The organism is Pseudomonas sp. Q12-87, assembly GCF_001269755.1.
In the GTDB taxonomy this organism is placed as follows: domain Bacteria; phylum Pseudomonadota; class Gammaproteobacteria; order Pseudomonadales; family Pseudomonadaceae; genus Aquipseudomonas; species Aquipseudomonas fluorescens_S.
The window spans coordinates 94,947-114,099 of sequence record NZ_LHVI01000029.1 but is presented as its reverse complement, the minus strand read 5'-3'; the positions used below and the strand labels follow the sequence as shown (position 1 = coordinate 114,099).

18 protein-coding genes are annotated in these 19,153 nt (G+C 56.9%); 11 read left to right on the top strand and 7 right to left on the bottom strand.

Annotated features, from left to right (window positions below; all coding sequences use genetic code 11):
* Positions 1-129: 129 nt before the first annotated feature.
* The 3 genes from AD663_RS22280 to AD663_RS22270 are packed head-to-tail and all read left to right on the top strand — an operon-like array spanning position 130 to position 5,730.
* On the top strand, positions 130-969 hold the full coding sequence (locus AD663_RS22280; protein WP_172680628.1) for a helix-turn-helix domain-containing protein: 840 nt from the start codon (positions 130-132) through the stop codon (positions 967-969).
* Positions 969-3,371: a 7TM-DISM domain-containing protein gene (locus AD663_RS22275; protein WP_053214546.1), complete on the top strand. Its 2,403-nt coding sequence runs from the start codon at positions 969-971 to the stop codon at positions 3,369-3,371. Before AD663_RS22280 ends, AD663_RS22275 begins: the two co-directional genes overlap by 1 nt.
* Before the next feature lies 1 nt (position 3,372).
* Entirely contained in the window at positions 3,373-5,730 is a 2,358-nt protein-coding gene (locus AD663_RS22270; RefSeq protein ID WP_053214545.1) for a TonB-dependent receptor, read from the top strand.
* Here AD663_RS22270 and AD663_RS22265 read toward each other — a convergent pair.
* The 3 genes from AD663_RS22265 to AD663_RS22255 all read right to left on the bottom strand — a co-directional run bounded on the left by AD663_RS22265 (position 5,714) and on the right by AD663_RS22255 (position 8,583).
* Positions 5,714-6,799, bottom strand: coding sequence for a sensor domain-containing diguanylate cyclase (locus AD663_RS22265; RefSeq protein ID WP_053214544.1), 1,086 nt, complete (start codon positions 6,797-6,799; stop codon positions 5,714-5,716). The genes AD663_RS22270 and AD663_RS22265 overlap by 17 nt on opposite strands.
* A 363-nt stretch (positions 6,800-7,162) precedes the next feature.
* On the bottom strand, positions 7,163-7,393 hold the full coding sequence (locus tag AD663_RS22260; protein WP_003185221.1) for a hypothetical protein: 231 nt from the start codon (positions 7,391-7,393) through the stop codon (positions 7,163-7,165).
* On the bottom strand, positions 7,390-8,583 hold the full coding sequence (locus tag AD663_RS22255) for a colicin E3/pyocin S6 family cytotoxin (protein ID WP_053214543.1): 1,194 nt from the start codon (positions 8,581-8,583) through the stop codon (positions 7,390-7,392). The genes AD663_RS22260 and AD663_RS22255 overlap by 4 nt, the downstream gene beginning before the upstream one ends.
* 450 nt (positions 8,584-9,033) lie before the next feature.
* Here AD663_RS22255 and AD663_RS22250 point away from each other — a divergent pair, with 450 nt between their 5' ends.
* Complete coding sequence (locus tag AD663_RS22250) at positions 9,034-9,282, top strand: DUF6124 family protein (RefSeq protein ID WP_256217235.1); 249 nt, start codon at positions 9,034-9,036, stop codon at positions 9,280-9,282.
* A gap of 78 nt (positions 9,283-9,360) precedes the next feature.
* On the opposite strand, the gene AD663_RS22245 is transcribed toward AD663_RS22250, so the two are convergent.
* Complete coding sequence (locus AD663_RS22245) at positions 9,361-10,761, bottom strand: RICIN domain-containing protein (protein WP_053214541.1); 1,401 nt, start codon at positions 10,759-10,761, stop codon at positions 9,361-9,363.
* Between the two features lie 451 nt (positions 10,762-11,212).
* On the opposite strand from AD663_RS22245, the gene AD663_RS22240 reads away from it, so the two are divergent.
* The 3 genes from AD663_RS22240 to AD663_RS22230 all read left to right on the top strand — a co-directional run bounded on the left by AD663_RS22240 (position 11,213) and on the right by AD663_RS22230 (position 12,361).
* Positions 11,213-11,695 (top strand): hypothetical protein, encoded by a 483-nt coding sequence (locus AD663_RS22240; protein ID WP_003185212.1) that lies wholly within the window; start codon positions 11,213-11,215, stop codon positions 11,693-11,695.
* Between the two features lie 4 nt (positions 11,696-11,699).
* Positions 11,700-11,933: a hypothetical protein gene (locus AD663_RS22235; RefSeq protein ID WP_003185210.1), complete on the top strand. Its 234-nt coding sequence runs from the start codon at positions 11,700-11,702 to the stop codon at positions 11,931-11,933.
* A gap of 197 nt (positions 11,934-12,130) precedes the next feature.
* Positions 12,131-12,361, top strand: coding sequence for a DUF6429 family protein (locus AD663_RS22230; RefSeq protein ID WP_033046261.1), 231 nt, complete (start codon positions 12,131-12,133; stop codon positions 12,359-12,361).
* 18 nt (positions 12,362-12,379) lie between these two features.
* On the opposite strand, the gene AD663_RS22225 is transcribed toward AD663_RS22230, so the two are convergent.
* The 3 genes from AD663_RS22225 to AD663_RS22215 all read right to left on the bottom strand — a co-directional run bounded on the left by AD663_RS22225 (position 12,380) and on the right by AD663_RS22215 (position 14,419).
* Positions 12,380-12,646, bottom strand: a complete 267-nt coding sequence (locus AD663_RS22225) for a Rho-binding antiterminator (RefSeq protein WP_003185208.1) — start codon at positions 12,644-12,646, stop codon at positions 12,380-12,382.
* An 83-nt stretch (positions 12,647-12,729) separates the two neighbouring features.
* A complete protein-coding gene (locus AD663_RS22220) occupies positions 12,730-13,617 on the bottom strand; it encodes a dihydrodipicolinate synthase family protein (protein ID WP_003185206.1) in 888 nt (295 codons plus the stop codon).
* Positions 13,618-13,636: 19 nt separating this feature from the next.
* A complete protein-coding gene (locus tag AD663_RS22215; protein ID WP_003185204.1) occupies positions 13,637-14,419 on the bottom strand; it encodes an aldolase in 783 nt (260 codons plus the stop codon).
* 150 nt (positions 14,420-14,569) lie between these two features.
* On the opposite strand from AD663_RS22215, the gene AD663_RS22210 reads away from it, so the two are divergent.
* From AD663_RS22210 to AD663_RS22195, 4 genes are all read left to right on the top strand, one after another.
* Positions 14,570-15,136, top strand: a complete 567-nt coding sequence (locus tag AD663_RS22210) for a helix-turn-helix domain-containing protein (RefSeq protein ID WP_003185202.1) — start codon at positions 14,570-14,572, stop codon at positions 15,134-15,136.
* 509 nt (positions 15,137-15,645) lie between these two features.
* Positions 15,646-16,005, top strand: coding sequence for a DUF6124 family protein (locus AD663_RS22205; protein ID WP_033046259.1), 360 nt, complete (start codon positions 15,646-15,648; stop codon positions 16,003-16,005).
* A 237-nt stretch (positions 16,006-16,242) separates the two neighbouring features.
* On the top strand, positions 16,243-17,805 hold the full coding sequence (locus tag AD663_RS22200; RefSeq protein ID WP_003185201.1) for an ATP-dependent endonuclease: 1,563 nt from the start codon (positions 16,243-16,245) through the stop codon (positions 17,803-17,805).
* Positions 17,790-18,824 (top strand): AAA family ATPase, encoded by a 1,035-nt coding sequence (locus tag AD663_RS22195; RefSeq protein ID WP_003185199.1) that lies wholly within the window; start codon positions 17,790-17,792, stop codon positions 18,822-18,824. Before AD663_RS22200 ends, AD663_RS22195 begins: the two co-directional genes overlap by 16 nt.
* Positions 18,825-19,153: the final 329 nt, after the last annotated feature.

Here is a 19,153-nt window from a genome sequence, read left to right as displayed (position 1 = left end):
CACCGTCTTCAAGTCTTCGCTGGACCTGCCGCTATCGGTATAACGATTTTTACCGATCCATCGATTGGCTTTGCAAAACCTTGGCTTTCCGGCAATTAATTGGCAAAAGCACGATAAGGAACATGGCGAATGGACGACGGACGATACGAAGGGCGGGCGGCTGTGGCTGTAGGCGCGACGGCGTCGTCCGAGCCGCTGCCGCATATTCTGCTTATCGACGATGTTCCGGAGGATATCCGCGCAACGCTCGTCCTGCTGAAGACGCAACCCTGGCGTATTTCCCTGGCCAGCGATGCCCATCAGGGTTATCAGCGTGCTCTGGCGTTGCGGCCAGACCTGATCGTGCTGGACGTGCACATGCCCCACATGGACGGTTTCAGCCTGTGCCGGCTGCTGCGCGAGGCGCCGTCGACGCGGCACACGCCGATTCTGTTCTTGTCTTCGGCTAACAGCACCCTTGAGCGCCTGGAAGGGCTGACCGTCGGCGGGGTCGATTACATCCCCAAATCCTGCGCGCCCGAAGAAGTGCTGGCGCGTATCAAGATCCACCTGCAATTGACCTGGCGCGCGCCGCTGGCCGGTGTACACAGCCCGGCAGGTCCTGAGCCGGAAGGCGACGAGATCGTGCTGCGCGCCGCGATGCGGCTCATTGAACAGCACCTCGATGACATGCCGTCCCTGGTCCAGCTTGCGCAAAAAGTCGGTACCCATGAGAAACGTCTCTCACGGATCTTCCGCGAATTCCTGGGCCTGACCGTGTTCGCCTATATCCGCGATGCGCGGCTGCGTCGCGGTCAGGAATTGCTCTGCGAAAGCGCCATGAGCGTGCAGGACGTCGCCGAACTGATCGGTTTTCGCAGTGCCTGCAACTTCACCACGGCCTTTCGCCAGCGAATCGGCATGACGCCCAGCCAGTTTCGCCAGCAGACCCTTGGCATCGCTGATGCAGAGTCGGCCGGGCGCGTCTGATGCGGCTTCTACAGGTTCTATTACTGGCGATGGCGTTGTTATCCACAGGCCTGCTGCGGGCGGCGCCTGTGGATATCTGCCAGTCTGAATACCTCGACGTGATGCCGGCGATACGGATTTTCGAGGACGTCGAGGCAAAGTCGAGCCTGGCAGAAATCGCGCAGCTGCCCGAAACGCGATTCCACGCCGCAACGCCGAGTTGGCCGTCACAAGGCTATAGCCGCTCGGCCTTCTGGTTGAAACTGCAATTCACTAATTCCAGCGCTGCGACCTGTTCGCGTTTGCTGGTAGTCGGGGCGCCGCGCCTCGAAGACGTCCGCGTCTATCAGTTTGCCGACGGGCGCTGGCGTGATGCCCATGCCGGCGGCGCCCATCCCCTGGCCGACTGGCCGCAGCCGGCGGCGCGGCAACCGGCGTTCCCGGTCTCGCTGGCGGCAGGACAGAGCGCCACGGTGTACGTCCGGGTGACGAGCCATTTCCAGATGCTGCTGGAGCCGGAACTGTGGTCCGAACCGGCGCTGCTGCGCAGTCAGCAACGGACTTACCTGAGCGATGGGCTCACCCTGGGCATTGTCCTGCTGGTGGTCCCGTTCGGCTTCATTGTGGGCTGGATCTTGCGCTCCCGGTTGCTGAGCGTGAATGCCGGCGCGGTGCTGAGTTATATCCTGCTGACCTGCATCCTCAACGGCTACCTGATCTACTGGCCCAGCGTGCTGGGCTGGACCCGCGAGCTGCTGACGTGCGCCAGCGCGGTCTCGTTCGTGTTGTTCCTGGCCTACATGCGCGTGCTGCTGCAGGTTTCCCGGCTGCCCAGAATCGTTGGCTGGAGCTACTGGCTGCCGCTGTTGGGCTGTGTCCTTGGCCGACTCTGGTGGTTGAAGGTCGATCCTATCCAGGGCGCGCAGTGGGTCCAGCTGTCCTTGATGAGTTTCTACGGCGTGCTCCTCGCCACGCTGTTCATGGCCTGGCGCAGACGGCTCGCTTATCACTGGATGGCCTGGCTGGTGCCGGGGTTGTTGTTCGCGCAATTGCTGATGCGGCTGTTTTTCCCCCAGGAGCAATTGCCCTGGCAGTCGCCGCAAAGCAAATACAGCTTGTCCTCGACCCTGCCGGGCGTGGCGTTTCTGGTGTGCACGCTGATCATGGAAGTCAGCCGCAGCCGCCATCGCGAAAAGCATGCCCTATCCAGCCTCGAACAACAGCGCCAAGCCGAGCAGGAACGCCTGGAAAGCACCGTGGCCCTGCGCACCACCCAGTTGCGAGAATCGCTTGCGGCGCGCAGTGCATTGATGGCGCGGATCAGCCATGACCTGCGCTCGCCGCTCGTGCGCATCATCGACTACGCGCGCCTGCTGCACGCCGGGCCCAACCGCGACTACCAGGCCACCATCGAGCGCAATGCCCGCCAGCAACTGGAGCTGATCGATGAGATGCTCGAATTCTCCCGTGGCGAGCTGGAACAGATGCAACTGACCCTCGCGCCGGGTTACCTCTACGGCTTTCTCCAAGAGATCGCCGATGAGGCAAGTTTTCTCGCTGCGCGCCAGGGCAACACCTTCGAGGCGGTGCTGGCGGATGATCTGCCGCCGCTCGTGGAGGCCGATTTCAAACGCCTCCGACAGGTCCTCATGAACCTCTTGGCCAATGCGGCGAAATTCACTCGCAACGGCCAGATTGGTTTCGAAGTGAGCGCGACTCCGGGGGCGACGCCTGAAACCGTCGGGCTGCGCTTCAGCGTGATCGACACCGGCATCGGCATCGATCCGCAAGAATTCGAACAACTGCTGCAACCGTTCCGCCGCGGCCGCAATGCGCAGCGCTACGAAGGCAGCGGGCTGGGCTTGTCCATCGTCACCCAACTGCTGGAGCGCATGAACAGCCGGCTGGAACCGCAAACCGCCGAGGGGGGCGGCAGCCATTTCAGTTTCAGCCTGCAATTGATCTGCGCCCAGGAACACGACCTTGAAATCGGCATCGTCGATAACCATGCCGCGCCGTTTGATGGCCAAGGCAAGCATGTCCTGCTGGTGGACGACATCGAGCAGAACAGCGAATGGCTCTACGACCTGCTGGCCGGTTATGGGTTTGACGTGAGCATGGTGGCGAACGGTGAAGACGCCTTGGCCTGCCTGGCGCAGCAGCCGGTCGACCTGCTGATCAGCGACCAGATGATGCCCGGCATGGATGGCTGGGAACTGCTGCGCAATGTGCGCGAGCGCTGGCGCCATCTTCCGGTGATGCTGTATTCCGCCGTCCCGGCACGCAGGCCGGAAGGCTACCCAAAAGACCTGGCATTCGATGCGGTACTGCTCAAGCCCGCCGATAGCCGCGAATTGCTGGCCAGGGTCAAGACGCTGGCTTGCTCGGATACGTTGCACCGCGCGATGGCTCGGGAGCAATAGCATGTCGGGGATGGGTTACCGGCTGCTCTGGCTCGGCAGCCTTTCGGCGTTGCCTTGGATGTCTGTTGCCGCGCTAGAGCAACCGCCGTCCGCGCCAAACGTCATCGCCCTCGACGCAACCACCGTCACCGCTCGCCGCCGCGAGGAAGACCCGCAGCACGTGCCGATCCCGATCAACGTCCTCTACGGCGAGCAGTTGGACGAGGCCGGCCTGCACACGCTTCAAGACATCCAGCAACGGGTGCCCGGCTTGGTCGTGTCCGGCCATGACGCCCGTTATGCCGGCTTCGGCCTGCGCGGGTTCGGCGCGACCGCCTACAACGAAGGTCTGGAAGGCAGCGTCGGCACTTACGTCGACGGCGTTTACCAGGCGCGCCAGGGCATGGCCTTCACCGAGTTGATGGACATCGAGCGCATCGAAGTGCTGCGCGGGCCGCAAGGCACCTTGTTTGGCAAGAACACCACGGCGGGCGCGCTGAACATCATCACCCGTCCACCGACGTTTCAACCCGAGGCCAACCTCGAAGCCAGTTACGGTGAGCGCGGTTTGCGCGAATATCGCGGAACGATTTCCGGGGCGCTGCGGGACGACGTGCTTGCCGGACGACTCAATGTTTTTGACCGCGCCTCCGATGGCTCGGTGGAAAACCTGCAAGACGGCGCCCGCCTCGGCGACGCCGACAGCCAAGGTTTGCGCGGGCAGCTGCTGTGGACGCCGAACCCGGATTTCAGCGCGCGCCTGATCGCCGACTATGCCGAGCAAAACGAGGCCGGCAACGTGCTGCTGGTCAATCACTACAGCCAGCAAACCCGCCAGCGCGCCAAATTCCTTGGCTATCCGCTGGCGGAGCCCGACCCTTACAAACGGGAGACGCGCATCGACGCGCCGGGGCGCCCGCAAACCCTGCAGAACGGTGTCTCGCTGGAATTGAACTGGGACCTGGACGAGGCGATGCGCTTCACCAGCATCACCGCCTACCGCGACTGGGACTACCGCGCCACCCGCGACGGCGACAGCACCGCGCTTTCCGTGGCGCAGTCCGAGACGGAACTGGCGCACCGGCAATTCAGCCAGGAATGGCGCCTGTCCGGCACCGCCGGTTCGTCCATCGATTATGTCGCCGGGCTCTATTACCTGCGCCAACAGCTCGACCGCGACATCGACGCCGAATTCGGCAAGGACGCCGCGCCCTGGTTTGTCGGTGATCAACTGGAGCAACTGAAGAAACTGGGCATCAACATCACCGATCCGAGCCAGGTGCCGGCCATGCTGCTGGACGGCGCCCGGCAACATTACGGCGGCGAGCAGAAGGGCGACAGCCGGGCAGTCTTCGGCCAGATCTCCTGGCGCCCCATCGACCCCCTCGAACTCACTGGCGGCCTGCGCTACAGCCAAGAGCGCAAGGACGGCTGGGTCTCCCGCGACGTCAGCAACCTCGCACCTTTGACCGGACTGCCGCCGGTTTTCCAGGCGGGCGGCCAACTGCTACGCGACATCGCCCTCGGCGCAAGCTATTACCGCGACGACTCGATTGCAGAAGACAACGTCTCCGGCCTGCTCAGCGCCGGCTACCGCTTCAGCGATGCCGTGATGGGTTACGTCAGTTGGTCGCGGGGCTACAAGGCCGGCGGCATCAACTTCGACGTGGTCGGCCCGTTCACCGCGCCGACCTTCGAGCCGGAGCGCGCTACGTCGCTGGAACTGGGCATGAAGACGCGCTTCTGGAATGACCGTGCGCTGCTCGACCTCGCCGTCTACCAGACCGACGTCGACAACTACCAAGCGCTGACCTACAGCCCGCCAACGTCGGTGTTCGCGCCACCGCTGCGGGACAACCTGATCAACGTCGGCAAAGTCCGCCTGCGCGGCATCGAACTGGATTCGGCCTGGCAACTCACCTCGCAACTCACCGGGCGCCTCGGCCTGGCCTGGAGCGATGCCCGCTACCGGAGCTTCCCCAACGCCCCATGCCCACCGGCCTCGGGCCAATGGACCTGCGACCTCAGCGGCGACCGGGTCTACAACGCGCCAGAATGGAACCTCAGCAGCGGCCTCGACCACACCCACCCGTTGCCCTACGGCTTGGAGGCCTACAGCGGCGTCGACTACAGCTTCCGGAGCGGTTACTACGGCACCCTCGAAGGCGGCGAAGGCAGTTATCAACCCAGCTACGGCCTCACCAATCTGCGCCTGGGCCTGCGCAGCCAGGACCGTGCGTGGGAAGTCGAAGGCTGGGTGCGCAACGTCTTCGACCGTCAGTACATCACTGCCGTCTATTCACTGCTCGGCGCCGGCGACTACGGTGTCATGACCGGCAACGAACGAACCGTCGGCACCACCGTCAGGCTTCGTTATTGACCGAAAGACAGCGGGTCGGACAAAACGCCAAGCGATTACCACCGGCCTTTTTCGACAGGTACATCGCCTGATCCGCCTTGCTGATCAGTCCATCGACCTCCAGCCCATGCTCCGGAAAAAACGCCACGCCGATACTCGCAGCGATCTCCACCGTTTGCGCACCAATCAAAATCGGCGCATTCGCCGCCGCCAGCATCCGCTTGAGCAAAGGCTCGCTGTCCTCCGCCTCCTGCAAACCCACCAACGCCGCGACAAACTCATCCCCGCCCAGCCGCGCCAACGTATCGCTCTCGCGCAGCGTCGCATTGATCCGCGCTGCGACGATCTGCAACACCCGGTCCCCCCAGTCATGCCCATAACTGTCGTTCAACGCCTTGAACCCATCCAGGTCAATAAACGCGATGGCCACCTTATGCTGATGAATCCGCGCCTTGCCCAACGCCTGACGCATGCGCTCGGCCAACAGCAAGCGATTGGGCAATTGCGTGAGCGCGTCATACCGGGCATCCCGCTCCAACAACTGCAGGCGCTGCTTCATCTGCGTCATGTCGCTGAGCAGCGCCACATAATGCTGAACATTGCCGTGCCGGTCGTGCACCGCACTGATGCTGATCCGCGACGTCATCTCCCGGCCATCCTTATGGTTGCTTTGAATCTCACCGGACCAATGCCCGTGGAAATCCAGCGCAATTTTCATCGGCCCATAAAACGCCGCGAGCCGACGCACCATGCGATGGGCATTCAGTTCGCGGCCTTTTATTTCTTCTGGCGCGTAACCGGTGAGGCGGGTGAAAGCCTCGTTCACGGCGATGACCCGGCCGAATGGGTCGACCAGCATGATGCCTTCGCGGGCGTGGCTGAACACAGTAGCGGCCAGCTCTGGGCACACAGTGTTGAGGCGACGGTCCAGGGCGCCTTCGTCGCGGGTGGCCGGCCAGGTGTTGGAATCGAAGCCTTGCCGGGCCAGATAGCGGACCAGGGAAGAGAGCGTCCGGTGCAGGCGGAGTAGGGCATTCGTGGCGAGCCTGGAATTGAGGCAATAGCTGCGAATGAAGGTGCGTAGGTTCATGGGGTTTATAGGGTGCTGGCGGTAAGGGGCGGGCTAGCGAAGTGGACATTATCGGGGTACGGATTGGCCGGGGACTTTGCTGGAGCGGATGGGAGCTTTGCGGGAAGGGATGGAACTGAAAGATTTTTATGCCGGGTCTGTCAGGCGTTGGACGGCCAGACTCACGAGCCGACGTCGCCTTGCGCCATTACCTACAACTACGCCAGAATCCGCCGGCTTGTGCGCCTTGGGTTGCATCGGTAGTTTGGGTTCGGTCACTGCTCATCAGTGATCGGGTTTAGTCGCTCGCCGAGTTAAGTCGCACAAAGCGTCATCTCTTATTCGAAGAAAGTTTGCTTGCGCGATCGTGTTTAATACTTATGCCTATTCAATACAAACGATCTGAATGATTCGGTTATCACCGCCAAAGCGTGTTTGTGTCCACTCTTCTATCGTCTTTATCTGCGGTGGCAACAAATCATAGACAAAGCAAAAATCCTCAGGCTCTGTCCAACCCATAAGCGCAGCCAACTGGTCCATATAGGCGTCTGGGACTTCTACTGTCTGTATTAATTCTTCCGTTGTCATATCAAAAACTTCAACAATCGGCTTCATTTTTCTACTTTCCTTATCGGGTTAGCGGGTTTGGTTTGTTCGCCAGTTATCGGGTCATACTCACCCAGATGTTGACCTTGTTTTGTGTATAGCTCTACAGCGCCGTGCTGTGAGTCCCATTCATAAATCTTGCCTTTACGGTCCTTCCATCTTCGACGTTTAACGCCGCCGCCACGTACAAACGTTTTGGATGGGGCAATTTTAGCGTCTGGAAACGCAGGAAGCAGTGACGGGGGGGTGTAGTACTTGTGATCCCCCGGAACACTCAAAACCACATAAACCGGCCGAACCCCCGAATCCGCCGGAAACACCAGAATGAAATCCCTGTACTCCGGCGGATAGATCGGGTCGACGATGATGCTGTCGGCCATCGGCGTCGGCGGATAGATCCAAATTGGCGGTGCCTGGGGCGCCGCTTCCAGGGCGGGAATACCGAGGGTGTCGGACGGGTTGGTGGCCGGGGTCCAGATCAGTTCGATGCCATCACCCAGGTCGGCGATGAAGTGATCGGCGCGGGGGGTGAATTGGACAACATCGACCATTTCCCAATCGGGATGCTGGCCAGTGTAGAAACCGTAGCCCTTGAGGCTGCCGTCTGCCTGCTGCTCGATGCTCAAGCGCATGCGGCTGCGGGCTTGCTTGATGTCGCGTAGCTGGTCTTCGCTGTAAAGCGCGCTGTCGCCCAGGCTGGACGGCCAGAGCAGGGCGACAATACCTGTCAGCATGGCCGCGCCTACGGTGCCGCCCGCAGCGGCAGCCGTGGAAGTTGCCGAACCGCCCAGCGCGAGCCTGCTCAAGGTAACGGGTACCGTGGCAGCGCCGATCTGCTTGAGGGGAATCGTGCCGGATGAGTCGGCGCTCCGGCCGCCGAGCCACATGAGGTCGCCGTACTGCTTGACCAGATCTGCCGGGACGTAGCCGTTGGGGTTGCTGTAATCGATGATGCCGTTGGGGAGCTTGCAGCTTTTGGCGAACACGCTTCCGGTCACGCTGGATAACGGCTTGCTATCCACCGTGGCCCAGCGCGCCTGTTCGTAGGCTGCTTGGCGGGCAAGCATGGCTTCATAAGCCCGCTGCCGGGCGTCGCGCTCGGCCAGTTCGCTGGCGGTCATGTCCCGATAAGTGACGTAGTGCCCGTCACCACCGGATGGGTTTCGGACCTGAGGGATGTCTTTTTTGCGCGTCGCCACGTCGTGAGTCTCGTCCAGTGAGTGCGGTACAGACGCTAACGCGGGAAGAGAGGGGCGCGATGTAGGAGGTTTCTTGGAGTGGTCGTTCCGGTTTCCTGAATATAGGTAGGGCTGGATGTTGAGGGGCGGAGCAATTAAAACGTCAGATGGGGCTGTCAGTCATTGGGCAACCGCAATTCGCCAGCCGACGTCGCCTTGCGCCTTTGCCTACAACTACGCCAGAATCCGCCGGCTTGTTCGCCTCGGGCTGCATCGGTAGTTTGGGACCTGTCACTGCTCATCAGTGATTGGGTTTAGTCGCGAGATGGTTTCAGCATCACTTACAGGAACCTAAGTAGATGGCGAAAGTTACTCCGAATCCTCCTGATACAGACGAACACGTCTTCCGCTCCCACTCCGCCCGCAACAAAAAAAATCGACGACGCTGCCACGCGAGCTTTGGATTTCTATTTGAAGTCCAAGCCTAAAAGCGAAACGTCTGACAATCCCAACACCATTTTCCGCATTGCTGCTGATGTTGATTCTGAATGTTTGCTTGCGAATCTCAGTGATAGCTTGGCTTCGGCAAACGCGATGATCAGTGATTTGGCGTTTGATCTTGAAGGACCGCGGCGGCATGTGGCGTTGAGGATTTTGCAGGTGATTGAGTTGAGTGAGCCGTTGGCGAATCGGGCGCTGGATATTGTTGTGGTGAGGTAGCGCTCAGCTGCCGTTGTAAAATAAAAAGGTCTTGCTTAACAAGACCTTTTTTCAAATAAATCCCTCTGTTTTGCTTCTTTAAGAGGGATCGGTTGTTTCTAGCTGGAAGACCCAAAGCTGATCTGGAAAGCTACCAGAGTATAAGCCGAACACGCCATTGGTATTGTAATAAAGGTTAGGCATGCCTTTTTGGATGCCCAGTTTGTTCTTTATATACACGCCGGCGAGTTCAGGGTCGGTGCTGAATTCCCATACCTGGTCGGGGCTATGCTCGTAAGCATTGTATTCCATTGAACAGGTGGCCAATTCACTGTCGTTGTCGTTCCAATAAAAAGTGAGGTATGAGTTATACGCGACGCTGCATATTTTCAGATCCCCATCAAGGTTTTTTATATAAAATAGTTGGTTGTTTTGGTCGGTGTCCGCGATATAGGCTTTTCCTGCGTCGCTGATGGTAATATATTTTCCTGTTTGCGCATTCATAATCCTAAAGGTCACCCCCTCAGGAATGTTTTCTGCGTTGACGGTGAACGTCTGTATAGTGAAGTGTTGGTCGGGATAGTCTGGATTATAGACGCCAATGCCAGCATTGTTGTTGGCAAAAAGGTTCAGACCGGTGGCACTGTTTTTTATCGTGACCACCTCCGGATTCTTACTTATTTCCGTAATGTCCCAATGTTGGTCCTCATAGTCCGCATACCCTAACGGATACAAACCGACTTTGTTGTTGCTTGAGGAGTAATCTGTCAGCCATTTTTGCGCATAGACATTCAGTATCTTTATTTCTCTAGTATCGTTGCCGTGTTCTGGCTGAATAGACCAATAGGAAGGATATTCCAATGGGTTGTAGGGCTCGGAGTGATCCAAAATCTCAACGCCTTCTTTGTCTGGAGTCGCGGACAAGTACCCAGATGAATTGCAGGCGCGGACAAACATAGTGTCCGCATAGGCAGACAGATTCGGCTTGACATACAGCGGCTCAGAGTTGTAAGGAGGCGTGATCTGACCCTTGTCATGCTCAAGATGTAGATACCAGATTTTATGGCTATGATCCAACTTGTATATTGGGTCGAGCGTCGCATAAACAACCAAGTCCGAGCTGCCGTAGACCCCTTCTTTTTTTGCACCAAAATAAGCGTCGGCGTCGGGGTTGGTGTTCTTTACCTTAAATATTCCCGATAGCTGTGATACGGCCCAGCCCAAAATTGAACCGGCAGCCGCTCCGCTTCCTCCTTCATCCCAGTCCGCGGAGTCGAATCCCAAATCATCGAGTTGTTGTACATAATCACCAGAGAACTGTTCCCACTGGCTAAGATTGATAGCATCTCCGGGGCCTTTAACCCTTGTAGAAAACCAAATTAAACAAGCATGAGCCGTTTGTGTATCGTTGGCAGCCAGTTCAAGCGTAGGGCCTGCAAGTGCGTAGAAGGTTACCGGAAACGGACAGGCATTACGTACTTTCATTCTTCCCCAGGTCATACTTAACTACTCCTTGTTGTGAAAAATTCCATAAAATCAAGTTACATGGCCCTGCCTTTGTAAATAAGGCTTTATTAATCCTGATGGGCAGTGCCACGGAACTACTGATTCATAACAACCGATCAAGGCGGTTTTCAGGTATGTGTGTCACCTAGTGTTCGAAGCGAACGATTTCTCTTGATCTCAACCTAGTTGAAGGTGTTTGTTTACGCAAATTGTTGAGGTGAGGTAGGCCACGCTGGGGAAAATGTCATTCAGCCGTAAAGGGGAGCTCAGCAGCCCATTTTTGAGGGGTTCAATGAGACCTGGGGCGGCGATCTGGGCGGGCGGCTGTCATCTTGCGCCGGATGGCATAGGAGCAGGCCTGTGAGGCGGTGCCGACGTCCATTGCGAAAAGCCCATCAGCTAAGACAAACTCCCCGTCTTTCCAGACTCGATAAGGATGCGAGCATTGAAATTTGAAAACGGACAGTTTTCCAGCAGCCATGGAATTATCTTCAGCGTATCGCGCTTCACCTTGTCAGCCGATGAACGGGGTAGCCTCAGGGAGCTGCATTTTGGTGAAGCTAAAGCCGCCCACTATGAAGTGAGCAACCGGGTGGTAGAGCTCTACGACAAGATGCTTGCCAAGGATTTACCCTGCCAAATGATGGTCGGGATCTCCAAACCCTTGACCCGGCAGCAGGGGGATTTACTCAACGCCCAACGAATGAGTATCGCCAACCTCACCAGCGGTGTTTTCGCCGCAGCGGCAGGTAAGTTCATGCCCGCCGCAGTCATCCCTGTGGGATGGGCCGTCCGCGAGTTCACGCTAGGCAAGTTGCCGACCTACCACGCCGGTGATGTCATCGTCAGTCTGGATGCGCAGGTCAGCGGTGGCATCGGTCCGCAACACTCCGGATCCTCCATGATCATCAAGACTCAGGGCGGCTAGGACGATGAACGAATATGGCCTATACGCATTGGCGTACGCAGTGTTCCTGCTGTTGTTTTTCTATATGAAATCCTACAGCCTCAGGAAATGGCTAGGCATTGCCCTGGTCGCCCTGGGGTTCGCGAGTATTTTTGCGCTGCCGTCTTTCATCGCCGGTTTTGACCTGGGTATCGTCTCGACCAGTGCAATTGGCATTGGAGCGGCACTGTTTTTTAGCCGGGGCCGGTATGGGGCGTGAACCATTGGCGCTGGACCAAGTGGGTGAGGCGGTGCCGACCTAGGCACTCTCAGTTGGATCTCATGAACCCGTGCCGTCATGGAACAATCCCCTTGCGCCAGATAGCTGAACTCTCTGCTTATCTTTGATCAGATAGGAGTCAAGGGACGTTGATGTTGATTCGGCGTTACCAGCTAAGCACGAGTGGAGTAGCGACCATGGATTACGACGACAAGTTGATAGAGGAAGCTGTGCTTGCCTTGTTGGCAGCCTTCAGCTCCGACGACGGCAACGCCTGGAAAGGTTTCGACTTCGAGGTCATGAACCGATTGCATGAACAAGGCCTCATCAGCAATCCGGTAAACAGGAACAAATCGATCTGGTTGACGACTGAAGGGTTGGAGCGAGGTCGGCAGCTTGCCGACAAGTTGTTTGGGACAGAGCGTTGAGGGGCGCGTCTGAACGGATTACCCACTCGCCAGCACAACCCGGCCAAACCGGGCGTTATGATCCTGCGGCCTAATCGCCAATAACTGATCGAGGCGAATCTCCAGGCGACCGTCCGCAGTTTCCACGTCAAAAAACTCCTCCCGGGTGGAGGCGGTGCGCGTGGTGATCGCGCGGGCTGTCAGGCGTTGGCCGTCAGTCAGTTCGATGTCCAGCGTGTAGCCGTACAGGCAGGCAATCTCAAGGTAATCATGCAGGTCGCAGTTCAACGGTTGATAGGTCTTCATCTCAAGTGGCCCCAATGGCGCGACCGGACAGGTTAGGGCACCACCTGTCCGTCGCAAAGTTAGAACACAGCGCCCTTCGCAAATCAGAGCAGTTGTTTCAACATCGTCTGCAGTTGCTTGTTACGGGCGTCATCCAGCGGGAACACCGGCAGGCGCGGATCGCCGACTTCCAGGCCAAGAATGCGCAAGCCGGCCTTGGTGGTGGCGGGCAAACCGCCCTTGAGGATGAAATCCAGCAGCGGCAATTGACGATAGAACAACGCCCGGGCCAGGCTCAGATCGTTTGCCAGCACGGCTGCGTAAAGGTCGAGGTTGAGCTGCGGGATCAGGTTCGACGCGGCGGTGCACCAACCCTTGGCGCCGGCCGCGAAGGCTTCCAGCGCCAGTGGGTTGCAACCGTTGTAGAACGGCACCTGGCCCTCGCCCAGCAATTGCAGCTTGTGCATGCGCTGAATGTCGCCGGTGCTTTCCTTGACCATGGTGACGTTATCCACCGCGTTGAAAATCCGCAGGATCAGCTCCACCGGCATGTCGATGCCGCTGGTGGCGGGGTTGTTGTACAGCATGATGGGCAGGTCGATGCTCGCACCGATGGCTTGGTAGTGCGCCAGGATTTCCGCCTCGCTCAGTTTCCAGTACGAGGCCGGCAACACCATCACGACATCGGCGCCCTTCGCCTGGGCAAAACGCGCACGGCGCACCGCCTTGGCGGTGGTCAGGTCCGACACGCTGACCACGGTCGGCACCCGGCCGGCGACGCGGGCAATACTGAACTCGCTGACCTGGTCCCACTCGGCGTCGCTCAGGTAGGCGCCTTCGCCGGTGCTGCCCAGGGGCGCGATGGCATGCACGCCGCTGTCGATCAGACAGTCGATGGACCGGCCCAGTGCGTCCAGGTCCAAGCCCTGGCCGTCGGTGGAGAAGGGCGTGACGGTGTAGCCGATGATGCCGTGGATGTTGGGGGTAGACATGGCGTCGCTCCTAATGGGTTCAGTTCAGGCAATCGGCGTGTTGACGCAGGTTCTGCCGGGCGTAGTAGTTGAAAGCGGCCGCGTGACGCTTGGGGCGGGCGATCCAGTCGTGGGCTTCGCGACCCAGGTGAGGCAGGATCGGCTTCACCTCGCCGGCGGCCATGGCCAGCAATTGCAGCTTCGCGGCGCGTTCGATCAGTTGAGCGATGTTGCAGGCTTCTTCCACGGTGGCACCGGTGGACAACTGGCCGTGGTGAGAAAGCAGGATGGCGCGCTTGTCACCCAGGGCCCCGGCGATCAATTCGCCTTCCTCGTTGCCAACGGGCACGCCCGGCCAGCCCTCCAGAAAGGCGCAGTCTTCGTACAGCGGGCAGAGGTCCATGTGGGAAATCTGCAGTGGCACTTCCAACATCGACAGCGCGGCGATGTGGGTCGGGTGGGTGTGAATGATGCAATTCACATCCGCCCGGGCGCGGTAGACCCAGGTGTGAAAGCGGTTGGCCGGGTTGGGCATGCCGTGGCCCTCCAGCACCTCAAGGTCTTCATTGACCAGCAACAGGTTGCCGGCGGTGATTTCATCGAAGCCCAGGCCCAATTGCTGGGTGTAATAAGTGCCAGGTTGCGGCCCACGCGCGGTAATCTGCCCCGCCAGCCCTGAGTCGTGACCGTTCTCGAACAGGATGCGGCAGGTCAGGGCCAGCTTTTGTCGTACAGTCCACGTATTATCCGGCAGTGTTTTCTGCATCTGATTAACAGCATGCTGGACCAACTGGTCCTTGGGCGTCGCCAGTGTCTTGCTCATACCCGTTCTCCTGATTCGCTCTTTGACCGTTCTTGATCCGCGTCATGGAAGCTATGAAAGGAAGGTGCTAATGACACTAAATAGACTATATGACACAAAGTGTCATTTGCAATCGCAGATTGTCCGTTTCTCTGGAAATGTTGGTTACCTATGTCCATTCGCTTGAAATTGCTCAGGAAAAAACTCGGCATGACACTGGACGTCCTGGCCGAAAAAACCGGGATGACCAAGAGCTACCTGTCCAAGGTGGAGCGGGGCTTGAGCACCCCCTCCATCGCCACGGCGCTCAAGCTCGCCAAGGCCCTGAGCGTGAAAGTCGAGGAGCTGTTCTCCGAAGAAAGCGTCTCCCTCGACAGCTACAGCCTGGTGCGCAGCGAAGACCGCCAATCCCTCGCGGCGAGCAGCGGCAGCTCCGAATACGCGGTATTGGCCCACCAAGTGTCCGAGCGCAGCCTGCTGCCCTTCATCCTTTATCCAGCGGCCGAATTCACCGCGCATCACGCGTTCAAGGAACACACCGGAGAGGAGTTCCTGTTCGTGCACGAGGGCCAGGTGGAAGTGGACTTCATGAACGAACGCGTGCTGCTGAACCGTGGCGATGCCTTGCATTTCAATGCGCAGAAACCCCATCGCCTGCGTTCGGTGGGCGACGTCCAAGCGCAGTTGCTGGTGGTGGTCCACAGCGATGAGTCGTCGGAGAGGGGCGAGGGTGCCTAGCGGCTCCAATCGCAATGCCATCCAGGAAACCAACGTGGCGAGGGAGCTTGCTCCCGCTGGACTGCGAAGCAGTCCCCTCCAATGACCGCCTCGCCACAGATCTTCCGACAGCCTCAACTGAACGGCATCAAGCATCTGCTCGGCCCAGTCGAATGGCATCTGTCAGTAAAGACCGACAGACACCGGCGACGAAGGCTCGCCAAGCCACAGCGCCTTGCGCCTTTGCCTACAACTACGCCAGAATCCGCCGGCTTGTGCGCCTTGGGTTGCGTCGGTAGTTTTGGACCTGTCACTGATGGTCAGTGATCGGGTTTAGCAGCTCGCCGAGTTAAGTCGCACAACGCGTCCATCAGACAGGAATCCCCATTCCTGCACTTGATGGTGGCTGTGCGCAGGGCGTCCTCGGACGCGCCGATTTCTTAACTCGTCGGTCTGCTAACCTGCGTACAGCTGCCTCCCAATTCGTTTAGCAGCGAACGGGTCGTGGCCTCAACCAGAGAGTTAAGACCATGGTCAAAATTACACCGAATCCTCCAGTTACAGACGAACCCACATCCCGTGCCCAGTCTGCCCGCAACAAAAAGCTCGACGACGCTGCCACCCGCGCGTTGGATTACTACCTGAAACCCAAGCCTAAGGGCGAAACGTCTGACAAGTCCGACTCTATTTTTCGGATTGATCCAGAGGTTGATTCTGAGTGTTTGCTTGCGAATCTCAGTGAGAACCTGGCTTCGGCGAATGCCATGATCAGTGATTTGGCGTTTGATCTGGATGGGTCGCGGCGGCATGTTGCGTTGGGGATTTTGCAGGTGATTGAGGTGAGTGAGCTGTTGGCGAATCGGGCTTTGGATATTGTTGAGGTGAGGTAGGGCTGCAGCTACGTGCCGCCCGGATTAAAAAAGGTCTTGCCCGGCAAGGCCTTTTTTTTGTGCTTGAAGGGCGCTTAACGCTCCCATAAATCCTAGGTCTCGAATAGCTATGCTGTTTCATACATCTGAGCTTTCATCTGCTAGCAGGGGTATGACAATTTCTATAACGCAGCAGTGGCGTTTTGCTGCTATACCTCAGTCGATCATTCGGCGCGTTGGTAATAGGAGTTCAGCGGCATGCACACCATAAGGAAAGTGGTAATTCAGAACTTTAAAAAATTCAAAACACTCACACTCGATTTCGAGCCTGGGAAGAATGTTCTGATTGGCAACAATGAGGCAGGAAAAAGCAGCATTTTGCTCGCTCTAGATCTCGCGCTAGGCGGGAGCCGCAACCGCATTGAAGCTCTGGGGGCAGAAACACTGCTCAATAAGGACTCGGTGAACACCTTCCTTGCTGGGGAGAAGAGCCTGGAGAACCTACCTGAGTTGATAGTCGACGTTTTCCTAGAGGAAGGTGATGACGAAGGCCTCTATGGAACCAATAATGCCCAGCAGCGCCAGACTGACGGTCTGCGCATGATCCTTGCGGTTATGGTCGAGTATGGCGAGGCTGTACAAGTGATCTTGGCTGACGCTCAACCAAACTTCCCTTTCGAATATTACGCGGTGCGGTTTGAAACGTTCGCCGGCAGGCCCTACGCAGCATTCAACCGACCCATTAAACACATGATGCTAGATGGTTCACGTATCGATGGCGACTACGCATCTCGTGAATACACCCGAGCTGTGTACGCTTTCAACGCCCCCGTGGAAGACCGCTATAAGCTTGAAAATCTGTATCGCCAAGGTAAGCATGCGTTTACAGGACAGCATCTGGCAGCGCTTAACGCTGACCTTCCTGCGTATCAGTTTGACGTACGTACTAGCGTCCGGTCGAATTTGGAAAGCGACCTAATTATTACTGAAGACAATATTCCGCTTGAGAACCACGGGAAGGGACGGCAGTGTTTCATCAAGACCGAGTTTGCGCTGAGCAAGCACAAACAAGGAGGCTTAGATGTAATGCTATTAGAGGAGCCTGAGAACCATCTCAGCCATTCATCCATGAAAGCACTCGTCGCCAAGCTAGCGGAGAACGAAAGCACACAGCTTTTCATAGCAACCCACAGCAGCCATATTTGCTCAAGACTTGATCTTCGGCATGCCCTTTTGATCGGCCCGAACGCAGTTGCTGGCTCACTTAAAGCTCTATCAACCGAGACCGCAGAATTTTTCATGAAGGCTCCGGACAATAATGTTCTAGAGTTCGCGCTTTCGAAGAAGGTGATCTTGGTTGAAGGTGATGCCGAATTCATCCTTGTGGAGGAGTTCTATAAGCAATGTACAAAAGGGCGTCTACCGCATGTCGATGATGTCCACATAATTTCTATTGGCGGCACCAGTTTCAAAAGGTACATGGAGCTCGCTAACCTGCTTGGAGTTCGAGTCGCAGCCATACGAGACAACGACAAGAGCTATCAGAAAAACTGTGTAGAAAACTACGTCGACTTCGCTTCGGACAATGCCAAAGTCTTTGCCGATAGAGACGATGAACGTTCAACCTTCGAAATAGGATTGCACAACGATAACGTGGAAACCTGCAAGACTGTTTTCGGGCCTGGACGAAAAACCCTTTCGCCCTTGGAATACATGCTAGCCAACAAGGCAGAAGCTGCATTTGAGCTGCTCAAGGGCAAGCCCGGTGAGCTCACCGTTCCAGCCTATATTGTGGAGGCAATCAAATGGATAAACGAGTGATGTTCGCTGTAGCAGGATCAGGTAAGACAACCTTGCTGGTGCACCGCCTGAGCTTAGAGAAACGAGCACTAATTGTCACCTACACGGACAACAACTATCGGCACTTGCGTAATAGCATCATCAAACGGTTCGGTCATGTCCCCAAAAACATAAATCTCCTAAGTTATTTCACATTCCTCCATAGCTTCTGCTATCGCCCGTTGCTGCAGGTGCACTTGGAAACTCGAGGGATCAGTTTTCGAACACCACCCCCCCGTACATTGAAACTCAAGCGCGATGATATGGCTTACTACGCTAGTAAAAGCGGAAGCTTATATCACGGCCGCTTAGCAAAGCTTGTTGAGTCCGCAGGGGCAATTCCTGACGTGATAGCGCGAATGGAGCGCTTTTACGATGAATTTTATGTCGACGAGATTCAAGACCTAGCAGGCCATGACTTCAATCTGCTGATGGCGTTGGCGAAAGCCAAGATTGAAATGCTGTTTGTGGGAGATTTTTATCAGCATACCTTCGACACTAGCCGTGATGGAAATGTGAACAGCTCTCTACACGCTGAAATCGGAAAGTACGAAAGACATTTTCAAAAGGCGGGTATCATCATCGACAAAGAAACATTGAGTCGAAGTTGGAGATGCGGCGTGACCGTGTGCGATTTTATCCGTGCGAATCTGGGGATTGATATGCGGTCACAGTATACCTATGAAACGGACATCATATCTCTGGCCAATCAAGCGGATGCTAATGCCGTGCACGCGGACGCCAGCGTCGTAAAGCTGTTCTATCAAGAGCATTACAAATACGGATGCGTGTCTAACAACTGGGGCGCAAGTAAGGGGCTAGATCACTATAACGATGTGTGCGTTGTGCTGGGTGCTACTCATTGGAAGAACTACGAAAAACTTTCGCTTGGTGAACTCCCTCCACAGACCAAAAACAAACTTTATGTTGCAATTTCACGGACGCGTGGGAAGCTGTACTTAGTACCTGAAAGGCTATTCAAATCGTTCAAAACTGTTTAAGTCGGATCGCGAGGGTTCGGATGTGAAACCTAAAAAGCATCGAATTTGTTTCTTTGGTTGAAAATAATCTGTTCTAGTTTTTGTTTGCTAAGGTTGTTAGTTTTGTTGTTGTGGTTAAATTTGAGTGTGTGGGGGGCTCGTTGCTAGCTTATTGTTTTGCCTAATGTATGAAGAATTGCTCCAGATGTTAAGCTCCACGATATGCAGTGGCTGTCGTGCCACTATCAAACTTGGCTGTTAAGTTCAACCGTTAATGATCAAGATCCTTAGTTGATTGCTGTGGCATGACGAGTTGCAGCCGCCCGAAAACTAATTCTGGACTGGTTCCG